Consider the following 25039-nt stretch of genomic DNA (forward strand, 5'->3'; position numbering starts at 1 on the left):
TTAATTTTTCAATTCCTTTGCGAGCATCTCATTAATAGCGGCAGCGGCTTTTCTGCCTTCGCCCATTGCGAGAATAACCGTCGCTGCTCCAAGTACAATATCCCCGCCGGCAAATACTTTATCCATTGATGATTTTTGATTTTCATCAACAATAATATTTCCCCATTTATTTGTCTGAAGTTCCGGCGTAGTTTGATGGATTAACGGATTGCTGCCGTTACCAATCGCTACAATTACGGTATCCAAATCAATAATAAATTCACTGTTGTTAATCACTACGGGTCGTCTTCTTCCTGAGTTATCCGGTTCGCCGAGCTCATAACGCAGACATTCCATTCCTTTTACTCTGCCTTTTTCATCGCCCAAAATTCTTTTAGCGTTTTGCAAAAAGTGAAATTCAATTCCTTCTTCTTTTGCGTGCTGAACTTCTTCTTTTCTTGCCGGCATTTCCACTTCGGTTCTTCGGTAAATTACATAAACTTTTTCCGCTCCAAGTCTTAGAGCCATGCGGGCTGCGTCCATAGCAACATTTCCACCGCCAAGAACCGCAACTATTTTAGATGGATAAATAGGCGTATCGGCTTCTTTTTTGTCAAATGCTCTCATCAAATTTGCGCGAGTTAAATATTCATTTGCGGAAAAAACTCCGACTAAATTTTCGCCTTCAATTCCCATAAACAAAGGCAAGCCCGCTCCTGTGCCAACAAATACTGCGTCAAATCCATCTTTATCAATTAAATCTGTTAATTTTCTCGTTCTTCCAACAACGTAGTTTTTTTGTATCTTCACACCCATTTTTAATAATATTTCAATTTCTTCATCTACAATGTTATTCGGCAAACGGAATTCGGGAATTCCATAACGCATTACGCCGCCAAGTTTATGAAAAGCTTCAAAAATTGTAACGTCGTGACCTTCACGCCTAACATCCGCGGCAACTACTAATCCTGCCGGACCGCTGCCTACTATTGCGACTTTTTTTCCGGTTTCGGGTTTTACCTTTGGAATTTTTACATTTCCTTGTTTTCTTTCCCAATCAGCTACAAATCTTTCCAATCTGCCTATTGCTACTGATTTATCGACGTCTTTCATCGCAATACCGACTTTACAATTTTCCTGGCATTGCGTTTCTTGAGGACAAACTCTTCCGCAAATAGCCGGAAGTAAACTTGCTTCTTTTATTACGTCAACTGATTGCTGAAATTCTCCGAATGCGATGTGTTTTATGAATTTTGGAATATCAATTTTTACGGGACAACCGTCTATGCATGTCTGCTTAACGCATTCAAGACATCGAAGCGCTTCAACTCTTGCTTCTTCCATCGTATAGCCAATTGCCACTTCTTCCAAATTTTTTCCTCTAACAATCGGATCTTGAGCAGGCATTTCCTGTGCGGGAATTTTTAATCTGTCTTTTGCTTTAAGATGATCTATGTCATTTATATAGTCATTCAAAATTTTTTTAGCGTTTGCACTTAAAATATCAGGTGATTCATAACTCATTTTCAAACTCCCAATTATAGACTTTTTTCTTGTATCATTGATTCAATGTAGCACGAATGTTTATCGTGTTCAATTTCTTTGTAAGAATTCAATCTTGCCATCATATTGTCAAAATCAACTTTATGTCCGTCAAATTCAGGTCCGTCGACACAAACAAATTTAACTTCGCCGCCCACATTTACTCGGCATCCGCCGCACATTCCTGTACCGTCTACCATAATTGTGTTCAATGAAACTTCAGTATAAACACCAAATGGTCTGGTAGTTTCCGAGCAGAATTTCATCATAACGGGAGGACCGATTGCAATTACAAAATCCGGCTTTTCTTCTCTTTCGCAAATTTCTTTTAACGGCTGTGTAACTAATGCTTTTCTTCCGTAACTGCCGTCATCGGTGCAGACAATAAGTTCATCGGCAATTTTTTTCATTTCATTTTCCATAATTATCAAATCTTTATTTCTTGCGCCGATTATCGTAATAACTTTATTCCCGGCATTCTTAAGCGCTTCAGCTATTGGATGAAGAGGCGCGACACCGATTCCTCCACCCACACAAACTACTGTTCCGTGTTTTTTTATATGAGTCGGTGTTCCCAATGGTCCTACCAAAACCGGAATATCATCACCTACATTCAATTTGGACAATTCATCGGTAGTCAGTCCAACAACTTGAAAAATAATAGTAATTGTTCCTTCTTCTTTATTTGCGTCCGCAATTGTTAATGGAATTCTTTCTCCTAAATCTTCATCAATTTGTAAAATAATAAATTGACCTGCTTTTCTTTCCTCGGCAATTAATTTTGCTTCAAGTTTCATTTTGTAAACACTTTCGGAAAGTTTTTCTTTTAATAAAATTTTAGCCATTGAAATTCCTTGTTTAAATTCAATTTTATTTTACATTATAAAAGATATTCACATCCCAAATTATAAAATCTTTTTATAATTATCGAACGGGAAATGCAAATTATCTCTCGGATAACAAACATTTTTGAATTTACTTAAGTATAGTTTATTTTAGTATTATTACTTATGAATAATTTAAAATAAAAAGGAGACTACAAGTGATTATTGCAATTCCTAAAGAAATTTTTCCTGGGGAAAATCGAGTATCGGTAGTTCCGGATGTGGTTTCAAAATTAATTAAAAAAGGCTTTTCAATAAAAGTTGAAAAAGACGCAGGAATTAATGCTGGATTTACAGATAAGCAGTATGAAGATGCTGGCGCGTCAGTAATTAGTTCTTTAGAAGAACTTTACTTAGCGGATATAATTCTAAAAGTTCAAAGACCAATTGAATTTTCCGATGGAAAAAATGAATTGGATTTTATAAAGGAAGGTTCATTTTTGATAACCACGCTTTATCCATTACATTATCCCGAATTGGCAAAAAAATGTGCCGATAAAGGAATTAATGTAATTTCTATGGATGCTATTCCAAGAACAACATTAGCTCAGAAAATGGATTCTCTAAGTTCTCAAGCAAATATTGCCGGATATAAATCAGTTCTTTTGGCGGCTAATGAACTTGGTAAAATATTCCCATTAATGATGACCGCCGCCGGAACAATTCAACCCGCTAAAGTTGTGATTATGGGCGCGGGTGTAGCGGGACTTCAAGCATTGGGTACGGCAAAAAGACTTGGCGCAATTGTAGAAGTTTCTGATATTCGCCCTTCTGTAAAAGAAGAAGTGCAATCTTTGGGTGGAAGATTTATTGAAGTTGATACCGATGAAAATATGCAGGATTCTGGAGGTTATGCAAAAGAAGCTTCAGAAGAATTCTTAAAGAAACAAAAAGAATTAATTTTTAAACACGTAACCAACGCGGATATTGTAATAACTACTGCTTTAGTTCCCGGTAAAAAAGCACCAATTTTAGTAACTGAAGAAATGGTTAAAGGTATGCGACCTGGTTCGGTTGTCTTAGATATGGCTGTTGAATTCGGAGGAAATTGTGAAATTAGTGAAAAAGGCAGAACAGTTAAAAAACACGGTGTAACAATAATTGGTGAACCAAATCTGCCAAGCTTGGTTGCTACAAACTCAAGCGAAGTTTACAGTAAAAATTTGTTGGCTTTACTTGAACATATTTCCAAAGAAGGCAAAATTGAACTAAATCTTGATGATGAAATTGTAAAGGGATCATTGATTACCTACAATAAGGAAGTAGTACAAGAAAGAACAAAGAATTTATTAAAATAATTTTAGGAAATTAAAATGGAATTACACGAGCTTTTAATGCTTATATACGTGTTTGTTTTGGCAATATTTATCGGATTTGAACTAATCACTAAAGTCCCGCCAACTTTGCATACTCCGCTAATGTCCGGTTCAAATGCGATTTCTGGAATTACCATTGTGGGAGCTTTGTTAAGTGCCGGTTACAATGAATTAGGCTTAAGCACAATTTTGGGAGTTATCGCACTTATTTTTGCAACAATAAATGTTGTAGGAGGATATTTAGTTACAGATAGAATGTTAAAAATGTTTAAGAAAAAGTGAGGACTTAATGGAAGTTTTATCATATGCAATTTATCTGATTGCATCAATTCTTTTTATTTTTGGAATTAAGCAGCTTGGATCGCCTAAAACAGCACGTCAAGGTAATTTTCTTTCAGCTCTGGGAATGTTTCTTGCAATAGTTATAACTTTATTTGACCAGCGCGTTTTGACCTTTGAATACATTATATTTGGAATTGTTATTGGATCATTAGCCGGAGCTTTAATGGCATATAAAGTTCCAATGACCGGAATGCCGCAAATGGTTGGATTACTAAACGGATTCGGCGGCGGCGCATCGCTTTTAGTCGGCTATGCAGAATATTATCACCTGGTTCGTAATAACGCAAATATTGATATAGCAATAGGAAGTACGATTGTACTGTCAATATTAATCGGCGGAGTTACATTTACCGGTTCATTAGTTGCTTTCGGCAAACTTCAGGAAATAATCTCGGGAAAAGTAATTAAGTATCCGATGCAAAATCCCATTAATGTATTGCTTCTGCTTTCGGTAATTGTATTAGGGGTTTTGGTTGTTATCAATCCGGCTGAAACTGCATTATATTTAATGATTATCGGGATAATTTCTTTAGTCCTTGGAATACTTCTTGTGTTGCCAATTGGCGGTGCAGATATGCCCGTCGCAATTTCACTGTTGAATTCATATTCAGGTTTGGCTGCATCAATGACAGGCTTTGTATTGAACAACAATATGTTGATAATTGCCGGAGCGTTAGTCGGCGCATCTGGAATAATATTAACAATTATAATGTGTAAAGGTATGAACAGATCATTGATGAATGTAGTTCTTGGCGGATGGGCAGACGCGGGTAGCGGAGGTTCTTCTGAACAAGGTCCGCAAGGTGAGGCAAAATCTATCGACGCGGAAGAATTGGCAATGTTATTGGATTCCGCACAAAATGTTGTAATCGTTCCTGGTTATGGAATGGCCGTAGCGCAAGCTCAGCACGCGGTTAGAGATTTAACAAATTTATTGGAAAAGAAAGGTATCAACGTTAGATTTGCGATACATCCTGTAGCAGGAAGAATGCCGGGACATATGAATGTTCTTTTAGCCGAAGCTCAAGTTTCTTATGATAAACTTTTTGCTTTGGAAGATATAAATGATGATTTCCCTAATGTTGATATAGCATTAATTGTTGGCGCAAACGATGTCGTAAATCCGGCTGCGCGCCATGATAAAAATTCACCTATTTACGGTATGCCTATTTTAAATGTGGATTATGCTAAAACTGTTATTATAAATAAAAGATCCATGAATGCTGGTTATGCCGGAATTCAAAATGAGTTATTTTTCTACCCAAATGCACTAATGTTTTTCGGAAGTGCTAAAGAAGCTATTAGTAAACTTGTAAATGAGCTTAAAGAATTATAAAAATATATCCCAAATTTAAAAGCTGAAATTATATTTCAGCTTTTTTTTTATATAAATTGATGTTTGATTTAAAAAATATTATTGAACATTTTTAATAATTCACATTCCAATTTCCCTGGAAAAATAAATGACTGAAAATCAAAAAAAAATCAATCCGGCTTTTTGGGTCCCAACATTATACTTTTCTGAAGGTTTGCCTTTCGTTGCGACTTCTGTTGTTTCGGTTTTAATGTATAAAAGCTTAGGCTTATCCGATTCAGATATTGCCTTTTTTACTACTTTAATCATGTGGCCTTGGACGTTAAAACCATTATGGGGTCCATTTCTTGAAATGTTCAAAACGAAAAAATATTTTGTAGTTGCCACGCAGTTTATCGGTGGTATAACATTTGGGCTTTTATCACTTTCACTTCCGTTAGAAGGATTTTTCAAATATTCATTATCGCTATTTGTAATTATTGCATTCAATTCTGCTACGCATGATATTGCCGCAGACGGCGTTTACGTAAATTCCTTAGAAAGTAAGGAACAAGCAAAGTATGTCGGCTGGCAAGGTGCTTTTTACAACGTTGCCAAAGTACTCTCTCAAGGAGCTTTGGTTTATATTGCCGGTAAACTTGAATTGGCTCTTGGCATTGTTGAAGCATGGATGGTAGTAATGGGAATTATTGGAATAATACTGATCATTATGGGATTCTATCACCTGAAGATGCTTCCTACCGGCGGTGCATCAACTAAAGTCAATTCCGTATCGGAAGCATATAAAACTTTTATAGAAGTCTTAAAAACTTTTTTTGCTAAAAAATATATTTATTGGGGAATCGCGTTTATTGTTTTATACAGAATGTCGGAAGGACAATTAACAAAGATAGTACCTTTATTCATGCGTGCTGAAAGAGTAAACGGCGGACTTGGATTATTGACTTCGGATATTGGAATTGCATATGGCATTTTTGGAGCTTCAGCTTTTGTTCTTGGTTCAATTGCGGGAGGATATTTTGTCGCAAAAAGAAAGTTGAAAAATTCAATATTGATTTTAGCGGCTTTCTTTAACATTCCGAATATTGTTTATACATATTTAGCTTTTACCGTTCCTAAAGAATTTGCTATAGTCTGCGGAGCAATTACACTAGAATGGTTTGGGTATGGTTTTGGATTTGTTGCGGTAATTTTATTTATGATGCAGCAAATTGCGCCCGGTCCTTATAAAATGGCGCATTATGCTTTTGCAACAGCACTAATGAATCTCGGTTTTATGCTTCCTTCAATGATGAGTGGTTTCATTAGCGATTACCTTGGCTATAAGTATTTCTTTGTGTGGACAATGATAGCAACCATCCCTTCATTTTTAGTTGCCTGGCTTGTGCCGTTTAGAGAAGTTGAAGAAGAAAATTAAAGTAAAATTTATATATAAAATAAAATAGGATAAATATGAAATACGGTTATTTTGATAATCTAAACAGAGAATATGTAATTGAAAGACCGGATGTTCCGGTTTCATGGACAAATTACTTAGGTGTTAAAGATCTATGCACGGTTATTTCCCACAATGCAGGAGGTTATTCTTTTTATAAATCTACCGAGCATCATAGAGTTACAAGATTTAGACCAAATGGAGTTCCATTGGATCGCCCGGGACATTATGTTTATATAAGAGACGACGAAACCGGTGAATATTGGTCAATTTCCTGGCAGCCTGTCGGTAAAGATTTTAATAAAGCAAAATATACTTGCCGTCATGGAATGTCATATTCAAAATTTCAATGCGATTACAATGAAATTGAGGCGGAACAATTATTGTTTATACCTCTTGACGATGATGTTGAACTTTGGGATATAAAATTAAAGAACAACAGCAGCAAACCAAGAAAACTAAGTGTTTTTTCTTATTTGGAGTTTTCATTCCATCATATAGAAATAGATAATCAAAATTTTCAAATGAGCTTATACGCAAGCGGATCAAATTATAAAGACGATATTATTGAATATGATTTTTTTTACGAACCATGGACATTTCATTTCTTTGCTTCAAATTTTAAACCCGATAGTTATGATTGTGTTAGAGATACATTTATTGGAAGTTACCGTTCTGAATCTAACCCAATTGCCGTAGAAAATGGAAGCTGCTCAAATAGTACGGAATTAGGAGGCAATCATTGCGGTTCAATTCATAAAAAATTGGAATTGGCAAGCGGTGAAGAATCAAGATTAGTTTTTATGCTCGGTGTCGGATCAAGAGAAGAAAAAGGCAGATCAATTAAAGACAAATATTCAAATCTTTCGAATGTTGATAATGAATTTATCAGATTAAAAAGATTTTGGGATGAAAAAACTTCCAAATTTGTTTGCAAAACTCCGAATGAAGGTTTGAATACAATGATAAATATTTGGACACTTTACCAAGCGGAAGTTTGCGTTATTTGGTCAAGATTTGCTTCATTTATTGAAACAGGCGGAAGAGTTGGTTTAGGATACCGCGATACTTCACAGGATATTATGGGAGTTGTTCATACCAATCCGGAAAAAACCAAACAAAGAATTATTGAACTTCTTCAAGGACATACGAGTTATGGTTACGGACTTCATCTCTTTGATCCTGATGTTTTCAAACCAAAAGAAAATAAATTACCCGGAGTAAAACTTCCGACAGTTGTACCGACAAAAAATCCGGAAGATATTGTTCATGGAATGGAAGACGTTTGCTCGGATGACGCCATTTGGCTTGTCGCGTCAATTTGTGAATGGATTGTTGAAAACGGCGATTTGGAATTTTTCGATCAAGTTGTTCGTTACGCAAACGGAGGAGAAGGAACAGTTTATGAACATTTGACAAAAATTTTGGATTTTTCGGCAAAGTACGTCGGCAGTAACGGAATTTGTCAAGGACTGCGCGCGGATTGGAACGACTGTTTAAATCTAGGCGGCGGTGAAAGTTCTATGGTTTCTTTCATGCATTTTTGGGCAATAAATATTTTTATTGAATCGGCAATTATATTGAATAAAGAAGATGACATTCAGAAATATTCGGCAATGGCGGAAAAAGTAAAACAGTCATGCGAAAATGAATTATGGGACGGTGATTGGTACATTAGAGGATTTACAAAATCGGGAAAGAAAATTGGATCAAATGAAACAGAAGAAGGAAAAGTATTTTTAAATGCGCAGTCTTGGTCGGTTATGTCAGGTGTTGCCAACGGAGAACGCGCTGAAAAAGCCATGAATGCAGTTGATAAGTATTTGTATTCAAAATACGGACTCCATTTGCTTTGGCCCGCATATGGAAAACCAAATGATGAAATTGGATATGTAACTAGAGTATATAAAGGAATAAAAGAAAACGCGGCAATTTTTAGTCACCCGAATCCTTGGGCAGTAATTGCCGAATGTAAACTTGGCAACGGAAATCGCGCGATGAAATATTATGATTCCATTCTTCCTTATAATCAAAACGATATAATTGAGATAAGACAATCAGAGCCATATTCTTATTGTCAATTCATTATGGGAAAAGATCACACGGCGCACGGCAGAGCTCGTCATCCGTGGTTAACCGGCACCGCATCTTGGTTTTATACCGCGGCTACAAAATATATTTTGGGTATTCAGCCTACATATAAAGGATTAAGAATTGATCCATGTATTCCATCGGATTGGAAAGAATTTGAAGTAAAAAGAGAATGGCGCGGTGTTGTTTATAACATTAAAGTTCTAAATCCTAATGGATCAGAAAAAGGAGTTAAGGCAATTAAAGTTGATGGAAATGTAATTGACGGATTAGTGCCGATTTATCCAAAAGGTTCAACGGTAAATGTTGAAGTTTTAATGTAGAATTTTTACAGATAATTACGGAATGATAGAATTATGACTAAAATATATTTATTACTTTCAATTGTTATTATTATGACTTTGTCATCTTGCTCAACAATTACTAAAATTGATTATGAAAATTCGGAAAGGTGGAACAATCTTTCTGAAAATTCAAAATTAGAATGGCGTGCGGTTCATCTTCTACATTACGATACGGATAATCAATTAAAAGCTTTATCTAAAAACATTCCCAAACTTTCCGCTATGGGCATCAATAAAATTATTTTTGAAATTGATTACAATTTTAAATTTAAATCGCATCCGGAACTTCGTCAGTCTGACAGCGTTATTACAATAGAAGGCGCTAAAGAATTTACTAAAATTTGCAAATCATATGGTATTGAGATAATTCCGCAGTTTCAATGCGTAGGACATCAATCTTGGGCTGAAGAAACTTATAAGCTGTTGGAAGTTTATCCGGAATTCGATTTAACACCTAATGCATTCCCCGGAAATAAAGGACTTTACTGCAGAGAATGGGATATCGAAAATCCTAAAGTTTACAAAGTTGTTTTTTCTCTTTTGGATGAAATAATTGAAGCGTTTGACGCAAAGGCTTTACACGTTGGAATGGACGAAATCTTTTTGCTTGGCTCTGAATTTTCACCATCAACCAAAGGAAAGGATCCTGCAAAACTTTATGCTAAAGCCGTAAATGATATTTATGATTATGTTGTAAGGAAAAAAGGTCTAAAAATGCTGATGTGGGGAGATAGATTAATTGATGCAAATAAAATTAACTATGGTGAATGGGAATCATCAGTTAACGGTACAAGCGGAGCAATTGATTTAATTCCAAAAGATATAATTATTTGCGATTGGCATTACGAATCTTTCAGTGATTATGTAAATTTAAATGCGGACATATATCCTTCGGTACCGATGTTCATTGAAAAAGGTTTTAGTGTTTTACCTACCAGCTGGCGTAAAGTAGATACAATGAAAAATCTATTATATTACAGCTTGACGTTGGAAAATCCTAAAATGTTGGGACATTTATTTACAATTTGGTCTTCAGCCAAAGGGGATGAACTTATAAATTATCCGCCGATGGTAGAAGGATTGAAAGTCGGTAAACCCTTTTTCTTAAAGTAATACGGTACAAATTCAAGAGTCATTAGAAAGGAAGAAAAATGAAACACAAAATTAAATATTTATTCATCATATTTTTATTTATAAACTCTCTTTTTGCCATAGAACTTGAAGACTTAAATCTAATGCCTTATCCTAAAAGCATTAATCTTTTAGATGGGAAATTTAGACTTGATGAAAATTTCGATTTGCGAATAACAAAAAACTCGGAACGTTTGAAAAAATATTCAAACAAATTTTTAATGAGATTAGCAAACAGAACCGGTTTGTTTTTAAATAATCCTTTTGTTAATGAAATTGATCCCACTTCAGAACCAAACGCCATTATTGAAATTCAGAGAATTGGTACTGTAAAATTAAACGAAGATGAATCTTATGAAATTTTAATTAATCACAACAAAGTAAAAATTACATCGAATACTGATATCGGCGCGTTTAGAGCAATTGAAACGTTAAACCAATTACTTCAAACGGATGAGAACGGATATTATTTTCCGGCTTGTAAAATTATCGATTCTCCAAGATTTCCATGGCGGGGATTAATGATTGATGTAAGTCGGCATTTTATGCCCATTGAAGTTTTGTTAAGAAATTTGGACGGAATGGCAGCTGTAAAATTAAATGTTCTTCATTTTCATTTATCAGATGATCAAGGATTTAGAGTAGAAAGCAAAGTATTTCCTAAGTTAACCGAATTAGGTTCGGACGGTGATTTTTATACACAAGAGCAAGTTAAAGAAATAATTAAATATGCTGATGATCTTGGCATTAGAGTTATGCCTGAGATTGATGTGCCGAGTCATACTACCGCAATTCTAACGGCATATCCGGAACTTGGAAGTTTGCCGATAGATTATAAAATAGAAAGAAAATGGGGAGTAATGGATCCCACTTTGAATCCCGCGATAAAAGAAACATATGAATTTTTAGATAAATTATTTAAGGAAATGTCAGATCTTTTTATCGACGAATATTTTCACATAGGCGGAGATGAAAACAATGGAAACCAATGGAACGCGAATCCGGAAATTCAAAAATTTATGAAGCAAAATAATATTTCTGATAACCACGCGTTGCAAGTTTTTTTCAACAATAAACTTCTTAAAATACTTACGAAGTATGAAAAAAAATTAGTAGGATGGGATGAAATATTTCATCCATCCATGCCTACGAATATTGTAATTCAAAGCTGGCGCGGTAAAGAAGCTTTGGTTGAATCGGCAAAAAAAGGATATCAAACATTTCTTTCCAATGATTATTATATTGATTTAATGCAGCCGACAGATTTCCATTATTTAAACGATCCGATTCCGGCGCAAGCGGAATTGACAGAAGAACAGAAAAAATTTATTCTCGGCGGAGAAGCAACCATGTGGGCTGAGATGATAACCGCGGAAACAATCGATTCCCGAATATGGCCAAGAACGGCGGCAATCGCCGAAAGATATTGGTCGCCGTCAAATATAAATAATGTTGAAAATATGTATAAACGTCTTGAGTATATAAGTTATTTATTGGAAGAACATGATTTGCAGCATATTAAAAATTTTGAAAGAATGCTAAGACGCTTAACAAATAATAATGAAACAAGCGCATTGCGAACTTTAATTTCAATCATAGAGCCGGTAAAGATCTATCAAAGAAATGATCTCCGCGAACAAACTCAGCAAACACCGTTAACAAGAGTAATAGACGCCGCAACAGCAGATGCGAAAGCGGCTCGTGAATTTAATCAATCGGTTGATAAATATTTATCTGATACAAAAGATACAAATCTGAAGGACGAGATTGTAACACAGTTAAATTTATGGAAAAATAATCACACGAAATTCCTTGAAACCGCAAAAGAATCACCAATTTTGCTTGAGATAATTCCAATGTCGGAAAATATTATGGAAATTTCTCAAATTGGATTAGATGCGGTTGAAGTGATAAACGGCGAAAAAAAGTTGGAGGAAAAATCAATTTTAGATAAAATTGACTATTACAAAAAACCCGTCGCACAAACTGAACTGATGATTATAAGCGGAATTGAGAAATTAGTCAAAGCCGGATTATAATATTTTCTAAAAAACTTCTTTAGACTGAATAAATAAATTCTTAATTAAATTTATTTATTCAGTCATATTATAAAAAATTTAATTTTGAATTGCGTCTTGACATAAACGGATATTTTAGCTAATTTGAATTAGTTGGTATGAACAACAAACTAAATATCAAACTTTATGAAAAATGTAATTGGCGGAAATGCAAAATTATTAAGAAGCATAAACCGTTCAATGATTTTAAATATAATACGAACTCAGCAGCCGATTTCTCGAGTTAAAATTTCTAAAATAACCAAGCTTAATAAAAGTACAGTTTCGAGCGTTGTTTCCGAATTGCTGGATGAAGAAATTATAGTTGAACAAAAAACATCAGATCCAAATGTTGGTAGAAATCCCTTTGATCTTTTTCTGAAATTGGGCAAATATTTTATCGGCGCGGTCGCCATTGAAACTTCCATTTTACGATTTGCCGTTACAGATATTGATGGAACCGTTATTGACTCGAGTTTTGTAGAAATTGATAAAACACAAGGCGAAGACTTACTTAAAATATGTAAACAAAGTTTAAATAAACTTTGTAAAAAAAATAAAATTCTAAAACTAAAGGGAATAGGATTCAGCATAGCCGGAATTGTGGATGCAAAAAGTCAAATTGTAAATTTTGCTTCCAATTTGGGCTGGATTGAATTTAACATTGGGAAGAGTATAAAAAAATTATGGCCGGATGTTGAAATTTTAGTTGTTAATAATGACGCAAAAAGCGCTGCTTTAGCTGAGTTATGGTTTGGTTCTTATAAGATAAATCTTTCAAATTTTCTTTTTCTTCAAGTTGGAACAGGAATTGGCTCCGGAATAGTTGTTGACAATAAAATTCTGGATGGCGAATTCCATGCCGCCGGAGAAGTAGGACATATGATGCTTTTCGGCGATGGAGAAAAATGTATTTGCGGTAATAATGGATGTTGGGAAAGTTATGCGTCTGATAAATCAACAATAAAAAGATTTTTAGAATCGAAAAAAAAAATACCGGATTCAGTTAATTTGAAATTAGACGATATAATTAAACTATCTGAAAATGGAGAAAAAAAATCTGTTGAAACACTTAAACAAACGGGTCATTATTTAGGTTTGGGTATTTCAAATATTATAAAGATAATCGATCCTCAGTTGATTATTATCGGCGGTGGAATTATTCAAGCATGGGATATAATATTTCCCGAAATAAATAAAGTTGTGAAAAAAATGATGTTTTACGGAAAATCTGAACCGGTTCCGATTTTGCCGACATCTTTAACTCTGCTTCCTAATTTGCTTGGGGCAGCGGCATTAGTTATTAAAGAAGTTTTTGATGATTATAAAATTACTATTTGATAATAAATACTTGTGAATCTATGAGCATTGGAAAAATGAAAATTAATTTTATCTATTTTGTGCTTTGGTTAATTTTATCATCAACTTTAAACTTTGCCGGAACAATAGTTATTGCTCATAGAGGCGGAGCTTCAATGGCGCCTGAAAATACGCGGTCAGCTTGGCAGAAAGCAATTGAAGTTAAAGCCGATTATATTGAGCTTGATATTCAACTTTCAAGCGATGATTCGTTGATGATAATGCATGATGATACAATTAACAGGACAACAAACGGCTCAGGTTTGCTTTCAAGTTTTACTTATCATCAATTACGCGAATTTGACGCGGGCTCGTGGTTCGGAAGTGAATTTGTCGGTGAGAAAATTCCTACTTTTTCCGAAGCATTGAAAACCGCGAAAGAAAGTGAAAATAAAATCGGCATTGTAGCCGAAATAAAAACATCAAACAGTAAAGCCGTTTCCAAAGTTGTAAAAATGATTCAAGATTTCGAAATGCAAAGTAAAGTCATAATTTCTAGTTTTAATTTTTACCAATTGACAGAAGTAAAAAGTCTTGATTCAACTATTCAAGTCCAGCTTTTTGCTACAGCATCGACTTCATATTTAGATCAAATTGATGCGATCGGCGGTGAATGGATCGGAAGTGACGGAACACCAACCTCATTTATTCTTAACTATGCGCACGAAAAAAATATCAGCTTCAACAGTTGGACCATAAACTCATCAGATGTTATGAAAAGCCTAATAGGTTTAGGCGTCGATGCCATCACTACTGATTTTCCCAAAACATTAATTGCAATTGGTGATACAACTCCGCCATCAGACGTAGTATTAAATAATGCAGAAGTTATTGAAACATCGATTAAATTTTCATGGCAGCCGGCAACGGATGAACAAAGCGGAATTATGGGATATAAAATTTTTAGAAGCGAAACTTCAGATTCGGAAAAATATTTAACGCAGGTTGATACAATTTCTAATTTTGAAGATCAAACTTTAATTGAAAATAAAACTTTTTATTACAAAATAAAAGCAGTGAATAATGCCGGAATTGAAAGTCAAAATTTTAGCAATGAAATTTATGCAAAGACGGATTTTGATATAACTAAACCGCGATTGCTTTATTGTACTTCAAACATAGATACTTCAAAAATCTATTTGGAATTTAGCGAGCCTATAAAAAAAGAATCAGCTGAGAACGCATCAAATTTTTCAATAAATAATATTGAAGTACTTGGAGCTGAATTAAGCAAAGATTTAAAAACTATAATTCTTAATACACAAGGATTGACAGATTCATTATACGAATTGAATATTAATAATATTTCCGATAATGCTTCAAATCCAAACACAATTGTTAATTTGATAACCACTTTACGCAATGAAACAAAAACAAAAAATTTAGTTGCTGCATATACATTGGATTCGTTTGAACCAAATGATAATGATTCAATTATTTTTGATAATTCCGGTAATGAAAATAATGGAAACGTAAAAAATGGTGTTAAAATTTCAAACGGAATTTTAGGAAATGGATTGGAATTTGATGGTGTAGATGATTTTGTTCAGTTTTCAGCCTCACCTACATTTGATATTAATGGTTCAGAAGTAACAATTTCAGTTTGGACAAAATTGGAGTATTTACCAAATGAAATGACCGCTAATTTTGGCCCGTTGTTCGACTCGGAATCTGACCAATACGTTTTGTATGAAGATAAAAATAATAACGAACTTAGGTTTAAAGTCAGCACTTCGGTTTCAGCTGAAAGACCCGGAATACCAGGCTCGGCGTTAACAAAAAATGAATGGATAAATGTTACAGGCGTTTATAACGGTTCGAACGCCAAAATATATTTAAATGGAATTCTGAAGGATACGCACAATTTAACGGGCATGTTAAAAACCGGACAAACGGCAATGCTTGGTAAAAGCGGAACGACCGGAACCCCTTCTTATTTCAAAGGAAAAATTGACCAGGTTCAAATATTCAGCAAAGCTTTAACCGATATTGAAATTTTAAATTTGTTTGAAAATATTAAACGAGAAGCTTTTTATATTCCGCTTGGTGTTTCTGAAAACCATTCTAAACCTAATAATTTTTATTTACGGCAAAATTATCCAAACCCTTTTAATTCATTTACAACAATCTCATATTTTCTTCCATCTAAAAGTAATGTTCAATTAAAAATTTATGACGTTTTAGGCCGTTCATCAATTATTTTGGTTAATAAAATTGAACTTGAAGGAAATCATAGCATTCATTTTAACAGTGATGAATATTTATTAAGCAGCGGTGTTTATTTCATTCAACTGAAATGTGATAATTATTTGCAAACTATAAAAATGGTTTTATTACAATAATAGAAAAAAATATTCGATTAAATTTTAACTTAAATCACTAAATAAATGTTTAGAACCGTAATAATATTTTTTTTGCTGGTATTAAATTTAAAATCACAAATTTCATTCCCCATAACAACTGGAAGTCTGGTTTTCCATAGATACAGCGCTTGGGAGAATTGGGACGGTAAACTTTTTTTATATGAGTTTTCGACAAAAAAACTTACTGAATTGAGTAAGCAATGGACGGAAATTGAACATACGTGCAACGCGCATTTTTCTCCGGATGGAACGAAAATAGTTTTTATGGCAGTTCCCAAGAACAAAAGATCATCTAACAGTTGGAATATTTATTTATACGATTTTACCAATCCTGAAGTAGTAATAAACCTTACTCCAAACAGCGTTTTAGATCAAGATCCGAAATTTTTTAAAGACGGGATTAATATTTGTTACAAAAGCGACGGTGATTTAAGGATACTAAATACACAAACTTTAACAAGTAAAAAAGTTACAAACGATGGATGGTCCGTTGAAGAATCAATGCCGTATCCAACTGCGGACGGCAAGAAAATAATTTATTCTTCGGGAGAAGGGGACGATACGCATATTTATTCTGTGAATATTGACGGAAGCGATAAAAAAGTAATTGAAAATACAAATGGCGTTCATAGTTATTATCCAATGGTTAAAGATGATTCAACGTATATTTTTACCAGAGGATTTTCTGCCTCGAATAATGCTGATGAACTTTATCTGGCAGATTATAACGGAACATCATATTCACTAGGTTTTAATTCAGAAACTGCTGATGATTCTGATTCATTTCCGGTTGATTCTCAATATGTTTTCTTTTCAAGCAATCGTTTAGGCACAAAAGGCGGATGGGATTTATTTTTAGGTAATTCAAAAACAGGTTCATCATGGACGCTTTCAATTTTTGGAGTGAATTCAAATCTGCATGAACTTGGAGTTTGTTATTCTCCATTCAGCGTTGTTACTTCGATAGAACAATCGAAAATTAAGAAACCAGATATTATTTTAGATCAAAATTATCCTAATCCATTTAATTCTTCTTCAAGAGTAAACTTTTATATTCCGCAAAGCGGAAATGTTAAAATTGATATTATTAATTCGGTCGGTGAATTAGTAAAAGGCTATGAGTTCGGATATTTAAGTTCAGGCGAGCATACTTTCATATTGGAAAGTTCATTTCTAACCTCTGGGATATATTATTATCAATTTCACATAAATAACACAACAATAACAAAAAAATGCGTTATAGTAAAATAAACGTAATGAACAACTGGAGGCAATATATGAAAAATGCTTTTTTCTTAATTCTCATTCTGCTTTATCAAAGCGTTTCAGCACAGATGGTTGAAGATTTTGATGGTGGCTGGACAACTTGGTATGACGAATGGATGAATGACGGTAATTCGCTTACCAGAACTTATGTTACCGATAATAAAATTGAAGGGGACGCTTCACTTAAATTGGAGTGGGTTATGAAAGCCGAAGATTGGGGCGGAGGAATTAGTATTGCCCGGGCTTTGGGACCTGGCGAATTTATTGATATGTCAACTTATGATACTTTGCAGTTATCATATTATGTAGAGAAACCGGCTACAAACGGAAATTGTTATATTGCTTTAATTTTAAGAGATAATCCCGTTTCATCGACGTATGATGCCGATCAGGCAAATGTTGAACTTTGGCGACACCAAATCCATGGTGTATTGGAAGATAATACCCCCGGATGGCAAACATTGAATATCCCTTTGAAAACAGTCGGTAATCCGCTGGCGCCTACTTCAGAAGATTGGATGGCAGGTTTTAATATGCAGGGCAGCAGACATCACAATAATAAACTTGATTGGGATTTTATTAGAGGTTTTTATCTAGAAATAAATACCGACAGTGCTAATCATCAAGATGATGGAATAATTTATTTAGATAATATGAAATTGACCGGAAGCAGAGCAACACCTCTCGTTCTATACAATGGTAAAGTTAATCCGAATAATGTTTCATTTTCCGTCGGCTGGACCGGCAATGCCGAAATTACCAACGAAGCAGATTTTGATAATGCAAATACAGGTTCAATTAAATGGACTTGCGGGCCTGATGCTGATGGCGCGGGTTGGGATGGAATTTGGTTTCAACTTGATAAACCACATAAATTAGGCGAATTAATGAATACGGATACTTTCCAAATTGCCATAAAAGCACCTACAGGTTTTGGTGATCTTTGGCTGGCATTTGCTGATGATGATGCTGATGGTGATGATGGTCCGGACAGAATGTACCAAAGTGTTTATTTTTTGGAAGAAGCATCAATTGGCGGTTTTACCGGGGATTGGCAATTAATAAAAATTCCGCTTACAGCATTTGAAGGATTCGGTTCATGGGATTCAGATCATTTGCCAGGATCGGTTGATTCAAATCGTGTAATACAGTTTAGAGTTGAAGGAAATGGACAAAATGTTGAGGGTAAAGTTGTGTATTTTGATAATATTTGGACCGGCCAATATGAATTAGATATAATAGCTCCAGCCGCACCTCAAATTGAAGTTTTTTCGGGCGGAGATTATGTAAATATTATAGCCTGGGAAGATGTTCCAGGAGAAAAACAAGAGATCTATAGAGTTTTTTCAAGTACTTCTCCATTATCTGATCTAACGGCTGAAGGCGTTGAAGTAGTTCAATTTGGCATTTCAGAAGGTGTTCAAGCTACCGAACACGCATTAAAATTTCCATTAGTTGATCAAGATGTTACAAATTATTATGCCGTTGTTTGCATCGATAATTCAGGAAATCAAAGCGCTCCCGGTCTTTCAGGTGCTATCACTAACTTAGCAAAAGGTATTTCGGTCATTAGTCACATAGTTCCCATTAATTTTGCCGCTGACGGAAGTTTAGATGAATGGAACGGAATCAAGCCTTTTAAGTTAAATCCAACTGATGGTTCAGGACATATTGCTACAAATTATGTAATTGATAATGAATCAGACTTGTCGGCTGATGTTTATTTAGCAGCCGATGCGGAAAATTTATTCGTAGCTTTTAACGTTACGGATGATTTAGTATCCGTAGATAGAACAATTGGCGAATGGGAAAATGATATTCCGGATCTCTTCATAGGACTTTATAATCAGACCGGAGTTCCTCACGCTTCATATCAGCGTGATGATGAACCTGATTATAGGTTAATGTTTGATAGATATAGATTGCTGTGCGGACGACCGTGGCTTGATTCTTTAATTCTTCCAGGTGAAAATTATTATTGGGATGAAAGAGTTTTTCCAAGCGGTTATGTTGTAGAGGCAAAAATTCCTTGGACTTTATTTACAACAATCGCTGGAGATCAGCTATTTACTCCGAAAGTTGGAATGAAAATTCCTCTTGATATTACTCTTAATGATGCTGATGCTACCGGATCAAGAGAAGGAATGCTTTCTTTATCTCCGCTTAATAACGATGATTCGTATGCAAATGTTTCTGCTTGGTCATATACTTGGTATGGAGATAAAAATGTTGTTGGAGTTGAAGATGGCAAAATGCTGACCGCAAAATTTAATTTAGAACAAAATTATCCCAACCCGTTTAATCCGGTCACTCAGATTAACTATTCAATATCAAAACAAGGATTTGTTTCACTAAAAATATATAATATTTTAGGAAGTGAAGTTGAAAATTTAATTAGTGAAAATCAAACTGCGGGTAATTATACAGTAACATTTGATGCAAGTAAACTGGCTTCGGGTGTTTATATGTATAAACTTGAAACAGAAAATTTTATTAGTACAAAAAAAATGATCTTAATGAAATAAAAGTTACTAAGGGCGAATGAATAATTTGCCCTTTTTTATTTATTTAGGCGGGAAATGATGAAAGGAAAAATTTCATTTATTTTATTTATTGTTTTAAGCGCTAAATTATTTTCACAGCATGAACCGATAAGAGTTGCCTGCGTTGGAAATAGCATTACTTGGGGCGGACTCGGCGATAAATCATATCCTCAGCAATTGGGAAAATTATTGGGACCGCATTACGAAGTTAAAAATTTTGGAATTTCGGGAAGGGCATTGCTACGTAAAAGTGATTTTCCATATTGGAATGAATATACTTTTCAGGAAGCTAAAGATTATAATCCCCAAATAATAATTATTAAATTGGGAACGAATGATACTAAACCGCAGAATTGGAAATATGCCAATGAATTTTATAAAGACTACTTAGATTTTATTGCTGAGTTTAGAAAAAGTAATGTTAAACCTCAGATATTTATTTCTTATCCGTGTCCTGTATTTCATACTGAATGGGGTATTAGAGATTCAATAGTTAAAATAATAATACCAATAATTGACTCTGTTAGATTTGAGTCAAAAACTGATTTAATTGATTTTAATACACCTCTGCTTGACAGCGCAAATTTATTCCCCGACGGCGTACATCCAAACGCAGACGGATATTTTATTATGGCAGAAATTGCTAAAGATGCGATTTTAAATAGTCCAGCAGGAATAATTAGATTTTTTAAGTCGGATAAAATGAATTTTAACAAAGGTGAGCCGTGCAGACTTTTTTGGGAAACTACTATAGGTTCTGAAGTGACTTTAAATGGAAGTGCTGTAAATGAAATCGATTCTATTATGGTAAACTTAAGTGAATCGAAAACATTTACATTAATAGCAAAAGGTGAAGATCGCGCTGATACCATAATGATAAATTTAGTATACGATCAGCCGGGGAAAATAAAATCATTTTATGTGAAACCAAGAATGTTAGAATTGGATGCGTCAGATTCCGCAAAAATATATTGGTCAACTGCTTCCGGTTCTTCAGTATTTCTTGATAATACCGCGGTTGAAGCGAATGGTAATAAAACTGTAGTACCAAAAATTACCTCAAAATTTATTCTTACCGCAGCGGGTGATACTTTAGATTACAAAGAAATAATGGTTCAAGTTCTTCCGGCTGAACAAATTAATAGATCGTTGGACAATAACATTAAATCGTCTTCCGCCGCAAAAAATTTTCCCGTAGAGTACGCAAACGATGGTGATACAACAACATTTTGGAAAAGTAAAAACGAAGCAACTCCTTGGCTTTATGTAGATTTTAATAAAATTATAAATCTCAAAAAAGTGAAATTAACTTGGGGAAGAATATTTGCCGTTGGTTATCAGCTGCAGACAATCAACGATAAAGGATTGGTAAGCACTATTTTTACACAATCAAATGGTGCCGGCGGAAATGAAGATATCGATAATTTAACAGGAAGTTCACGATATTTAAGATTACTTTGTACACAGAAAAATCTGCCGGAAATGGGATATGAATTAAAAGAATTTGAAATATACGGTGAAAATAATATTTCATCTGTAAGTGAAAAATTGCCGTATAATTATTACCTTTATCAAAATTACCCGAATCCATTTAATCCTATTACCACAATAAATTATTCGATCAGTTCTATTGGTTGGGATAATGAAATTCCGGTAAAAATAATCGTCTTTGATATTCTAGGCAGAGAAATTGAAACATTGGTTAACGAAAAACAAAATCCTGGAAATTATTCAATAGAATTAAATATTAATTCGAAAAGTTTTTATTCAAGCGGAATTTATTTTTACAGACTACAAACAAGTAATTTTATAGATGTAAAAAAAATGGTAGTTTTGAAATAGTTTTTAACATTATATCTTATAATACTTTTAAAATTCTAATATATTCGGGAAAAAATTATGGGTGCTTTAAACTGGATTGATATTCTTGTAATTATATCATTTTTCGTTATTGTTTTTGGAATTGCAATTTATTATTCCAAAAAGGGCGGAAAAGATACAGGCGAATTTTTTCTTTCCGGAAGAAATATGCCGTGGTATATTGCGGGAACCGCAATGGTTGCAACAACATTCGCTGCCGATACTCCTTTGGCGGTTACCGAACTTGTCGCTAAAAACGGAATTGCGGGAAACTGGCTTTGGTGGAATCTTGCTATTGGCGGAATGCTCACCGTTTTCTTTTTTGCAAAACTATGGCGAAGAGCAAATATTTTAACCGATGTTGAATTTGTAGAACTAAGATACTCCGGAAAATCCGCCGCTTGGCTAAGAGGATTTAGAGCAATTTATCTCGGCTTATTTATGAATGCGATTGTGATGGGCTGGGTAAATAAAGCAATGGAAAAAATATTTTCGGTTGTTATTCCTAATTTTGATCCATTTACACTTGTAGTAATTACGGCTTTAATAATTGCGGTTTATTCAACTGCATCGGGATTATTGGGAACAGCTAGAACCGATAGTTTCCAATTTGTTTTTGCTATGATTGGCTGCATAGTACTTGCCGTAATAATTGTCCAAGAACCTGAAATCGGTAGTCTTGAAAATTTAAAAAATAGTTTGCCCAAATCTACATTGGAATTTTTCCCCTCAATTGGCAGTATTGGATTAGGGGATGCGGCAAATGGAATTTTTGCAATTTCAGTCGGTGCTTTTTTTGCACACGTTGCGCTTCAATGGTGGAGCAGTTGGTATCCCGGCGCTGATCCCGGCGGCGGAGGTTATATTGCCCAAAGAATGATGTCTGCAAAAGATGAAAAAAACAGCGTACTTGCAACTCTTTGGTTTACAATTGCACATTACACGGTGCGTCCATGGCCTTGGATAATTGTTGCGTTAGCTTCTTTAGTTTTGCTGCCAAGAAGCACGGTTGATGATCTTAAAAAAGAAAATATGAGCTATTATCAAAGTGCCGAAAAAGTTCATTCAAAAGTAAATTTATCCGCTGAAGAAAAAGATGTTGTGAATAATGCCGAATTTAAAACGTATTATGAAAAATATGAAAACACTGTCGATCCGGGTTTACTGTATCCGAAATTAATGCTTAAATATTTACCATCGGGGTTATTGGGAATGCTGATAGCCGTATTCTTAGCAGCGTATATGTCGACTATTGCTTCGCAATTAAACTGGGGAACTTCATATTTAATCAATGATTTTTACAGAAGATTTATCAAACAAACTGCTGATGAAAAACATTATATAAAAGTTTCTAGATTTGGAATAATTTTAATGACGGTTTTTTCTCTTATTGTTACTAAGTATTTTCTTTCTTCCATTTCCGGCGCATGGGAATTTATAATAAATGCAAGTGCGGGAATGGGTGCGGTGCTTATTTTACGCTGGTATTGGTGGAGAATAAACGCATGGTCAGAAATTTCAGCTATGCTGGCACCGTTGATAATTTATCCAATAGCAAAATATGGCTATGGTTTGGAATCGCCAATAACTCTTTACCCGATTGTTTTCGGAACAACAATTGTTTGGCTGATAGTTACTTATATAACAAAACCAGTGGACGAGAAAAAGTTAGTTGAATTTTATAAAAGAACTTTCCCAGGCGGCATTGGGTGGAAAAATATCGCGTCAAAATTAAGTGATGTAAAAAGCGATATGAATTTTGGTAAGGCCTTTGTCAATTGGATTGCGGGCGTAGTTTTAATTTATTCATTTTTATTCGGACTCGGCAGTTTGCTGTTTGGGTTTTGGACAAACTTTTTAATTTATGGAGTTTTAGCATTAGTAAGCGCGGTTATTATATTCCGTAACTTAAAATAAATTTTGGCAGTAAGCACTTTGAAACTAATTCAATTTGCTTATTGCCTTTTTATTTTCGCTAATTTTTCTTCGGATTAAGCAGCGGTTCGAAAATATATTGAAAGCCTCTTGTAAATCCTTCCGCTTTTGAACCAGCATGATAAGCATCATCCAGCATCCGGAATTTATACATAAAATTTTCATAATTTCTGCTTTTTAACACTTCATCAAATTTAACTATTGATTTTATAAAATTTGGTCTTTCGGGTAATTCCTTTTCAGCTCCCGTCATGAATAGCGAAACGTTTAGCTCTTTATTCTTTTTGAAAAATTCATTTTCAAAATTAAACATCCAGTCATTGTTTAATTCCACAGCCGGACTAATTGCAATATAAGCGTTGAACAACTTAGGATTTGTAAACATAGTAAACAACGCGAAAACTCCTCCAGCAGAACTTCCTCCTAATGCTCGCCACGTTTTCTTAATTCTAAAATTATTTTCCATATAAGGAATAAAATCTTTTTCTACAACATTTAAAAATTCGGAAGCGCCTCCGCCGACATTCGCTTCACCGAATGTTGAAGGCAGATAATCATGCATTCTTAAACTGCCATAGTCAACATTACCTTTGTATGAAAAACTAACTATGAAAAATTCCGGAATTCTTTTATCATAATATAAGCCGCCGTAAATACTGAATAACAGTGGAAAATCATAGAATCCATCCGTAAAATAAATTACAGGAAAGTATTTTGTTGTATCCTCATAATATGAATAAGGATAGTTTATAATCAATTCATACTCAACATTATTGATTTTTGATTTCACTTCTCTTATTTCACCTATTTCAAAATTTCTGTACTTTGTTGTATCCTGTGGAAATAGAAATTGAGTTGAGGAAAAAAATAATAGCGCGGCAAGTTGAATTAGTTTTCTGAATTTCATAGTTCGCTCATTTTATTTAATCAAATTATTTAGAAGAAAAATGCCTTATAATATTTGCTTGTTCAACAGTAATGAGTCCGCCCGAGTTTGATTTTTCTAAAATATCATCAATAATTGGAAGAAACTTTTGAATATTTTCTTCTGAATCTACAATTTCAATTACCAGCGGTAAATCTTCAGAAAGTCTTAAAACCTTGCTTGTATGAATTTTGCTGTTTTTCCCAAATCCCATTATACCTTTGTAAACGGTGCTTCCCGCAAGGTTTGCTTGTTTTGCCGAAACAACAATTTTTTCATAAACGGGAATAGGACCAATTTTATCATTTTCCCCGATAAATATTCTTAATAATTGTCCTTTTAAATAATTCAT

17 protein-coding genes are annotated in these 25039 nt (G+C 34.3%); 13 read left to right on the forward strand and 4 right to left on the reverse strand.

Annotation, left to right across the window (positions count from 1 at the left end):
- Together gltA and IPK06_17300 are read right to left on the reverse strand one after the other, a co-directional pair.
- Nucleotides 1-1503, reverse strand: a complete 1503-nt coding sequence (gltA, locus tag IPK06_17295) for an NADPH-dependent glutamate synthase (protein MBK7981726.1) — start codon at nt 1501-1503, stop codon at nt 1-3.
- Between the two features lie 14 nt (nt 1504-1517).
- A complete protein-coding gene (locus IPK06_17300) occupies nt 1518-2366 on the reverse strand; it encodes a sulfide/dihydroorotate dehydrogenase-like FAD/NAD-binding protein (GenBank protein ID MBK7981727.1) in 849 nt (282 codons plus the stop codon).
- 197 nt (nt 2367-2563) lie between these two features.
- On the opposite strand from IPK06_17300, the gene IPK06_17305 reads away from it, so the two are divergent.
- From IPK06_17305 to IPK06_17365, 13 genes are all read left to right on the forward strand, one after another.
- Nucleotides 2564-3703 (forward strand): Re/Si-specific NAD(P)(+) transhydrogenase subunit alpha, encoded by a 1140-nt coding sequence (locus tag IPK06_17305; GenBank protein ID MBK7981728.1) that lies wholly within the window; start codon nt 2564-2566, stop codon nt 3701-3703.
- 15 nt (nt 3704-3718) lie between these two features.
- The gene (locus IPK06_17310; protein ID MBK7981729.1) at nt 3719-4003 is read left to right on the forward strand and encodes an NAD(P) transhydrogenase subunit alpha; all 285 of its coding nucleotides are present in this window, start codon (nt 3719-3721) and stop codon (nt 4001-4003) included.
- Between the two features lie 7 nt (nt 4004-4010).
- Nucleotides 4011-5399, forward strand: a complete 1389-nt coding sequence (locus IPK06_17315; GenBank protein ID MBK7981730.1) for an NAD(P)(+) transhydrogenase (Re/Si-specific) subunit beta — start codon at nt 4011-4013, stop codon at nt 5397-5399.
- 127 nt (nt 5400-5526) lie between these two features.
- Nucleotides 5527-6795, forward strand: coding sequence for an MFS transporter (locus IPK06_17320; GenBank protein ID MBK7981731.1), 1269 nt, complete (start codon nt 5527-5529; stop codon nt 6793-6795).
- Nucleotides 6796-6830: 35 nt separating this feature from the next.
- Nucleotides 6831-9227, forward strand: coding sequence for a N,N'-diacetylchitobiose phosphorylase (locus IPK06_17325; GenBank protein MBK7981732.1), 2397 nt, complete (start codon nt 6831-6833; stop codon nt 9225-9227).
- A gap of 33 nt (nt 9228-9260) precedes the next feature.
- Nucleotides 9261-10361: a family 20 glycosylhydrolase gene (locus IPK06_17330; GenBank protein MBK7981733.1), complete on the forward strand. Its 1101-nt coding sequence runs from the start codon at nt 9261-9263 to the stop codon at nt 10359-10361.
- Between the two features lie 80 nt (nt 10362-10441).
- Complete coding sequence (locus IPK06_17335) at nt 10442-12418, forward strand: family 20 glycosylhydrolase (GenBank protein MBK7981734.1); 1977 nt, start codon at nt 10442-10444, stop codon at nt 12416-12418.
- A gap of 165 nt (nt 12419-12583) precedes the next feature.
- A complete protein-coding gene (locus IPK06_17340) occupies nt 12584-13777 on the forward strand; it encodes an ROK family transcriptional regulator (protein ID MBK7981735.1) in 1194 nt (397 codons plus the stop codon).
- Between the two features lie 20 nt (nt 13778-13797).
- On the forward strand, nt 13798-16137 hold the full coding sequence (locus IPK06_17345; protein ID MBK7981736.1) for a T9SS type A sorting domain-containing protein: 2340 nt from the start codon (nt 13798-13800) through the stop codon (nt 16135-16137).
- Between the two features lie 45 nt (nt 16138-16182).
- On the forward strand, nt 16183-17409 hold the full coding sequence (locus IPK06_17350) for a T9SS type A sorting domain-containing protein (protein MBK7981737.1): 1227 nt from the start codon (nt 16183-16185) through the stop codon (nt 17407-17409).
- A 2099-nt stretch (nt 17410-19508) separates the two neighbouring features.
- Nucleotides 19509-19949 (forward strand): T9SS type A sorting domain-containing protein, encoded by a 441-nt coding sequence (locus IPK06_17355; protein ID MBK7981738.1) that lies wholly within the window; start codon nt 19509-19511, stop codon nt 19947-19949.
- Between the two features lie 57 nt (nt 19950-20006).
- Nucleotides 20007-21809 (forward strand): discoidin domain-containing protein, encoded by a 1803-nt coding sequence (locus IPK06_17360; protein MBK7981739.1) that lies wholly within the window; start codon nt 20007-20009, stop codon nt 21807-21809.
- 57 nt (nt 21810-21866) lie between these two features.
- Nucleotides 21867-23744, forward strand: a complete 1878-nt coding sequence (locus IPK06_17365) for a Na+:solute symporter (protein MBK7981740.1) — start codon at nt 21867-21869, stop codon at nt 23742-23744.
- A 58-nt stretch (nt 23745-23802) separates the two neighbouring features.
- Here the strand turns inward: IPK06_17365 and IPK06_17370 are convergent, their stop codons facing one another.
- Nucleotides 23803-24669, reverse strand: a complete 867-nt coding sequence (locus IPK06_17370; GenBank protein ID MBK7981741.1) for an alpha/beta hydrolase — start codon at nt 24667-24669, stop codon at nt 23803-23805.
- A gap of 25 nt (nt 24670-24694) precedes the next feature.
- The gene (locus IPK06_17375) at nt 24695-25039 is read right to left on the reverse strand and encodes a DUF190 domain-containing protein (GenBank protein MBK7981742.1); all 345 of its coding nucleotides are present in this window, start codon (nt 25037-25039) and stop codon (nt 24695-24697) included.

This window comes from Ignavibacteriota bacterium (assembly GCA_016713565.1).
Lineage (GTDB): Bacteria > Bacteroidota > Ignavibacteria > Ignavibacteriales > Melioribacteraceae.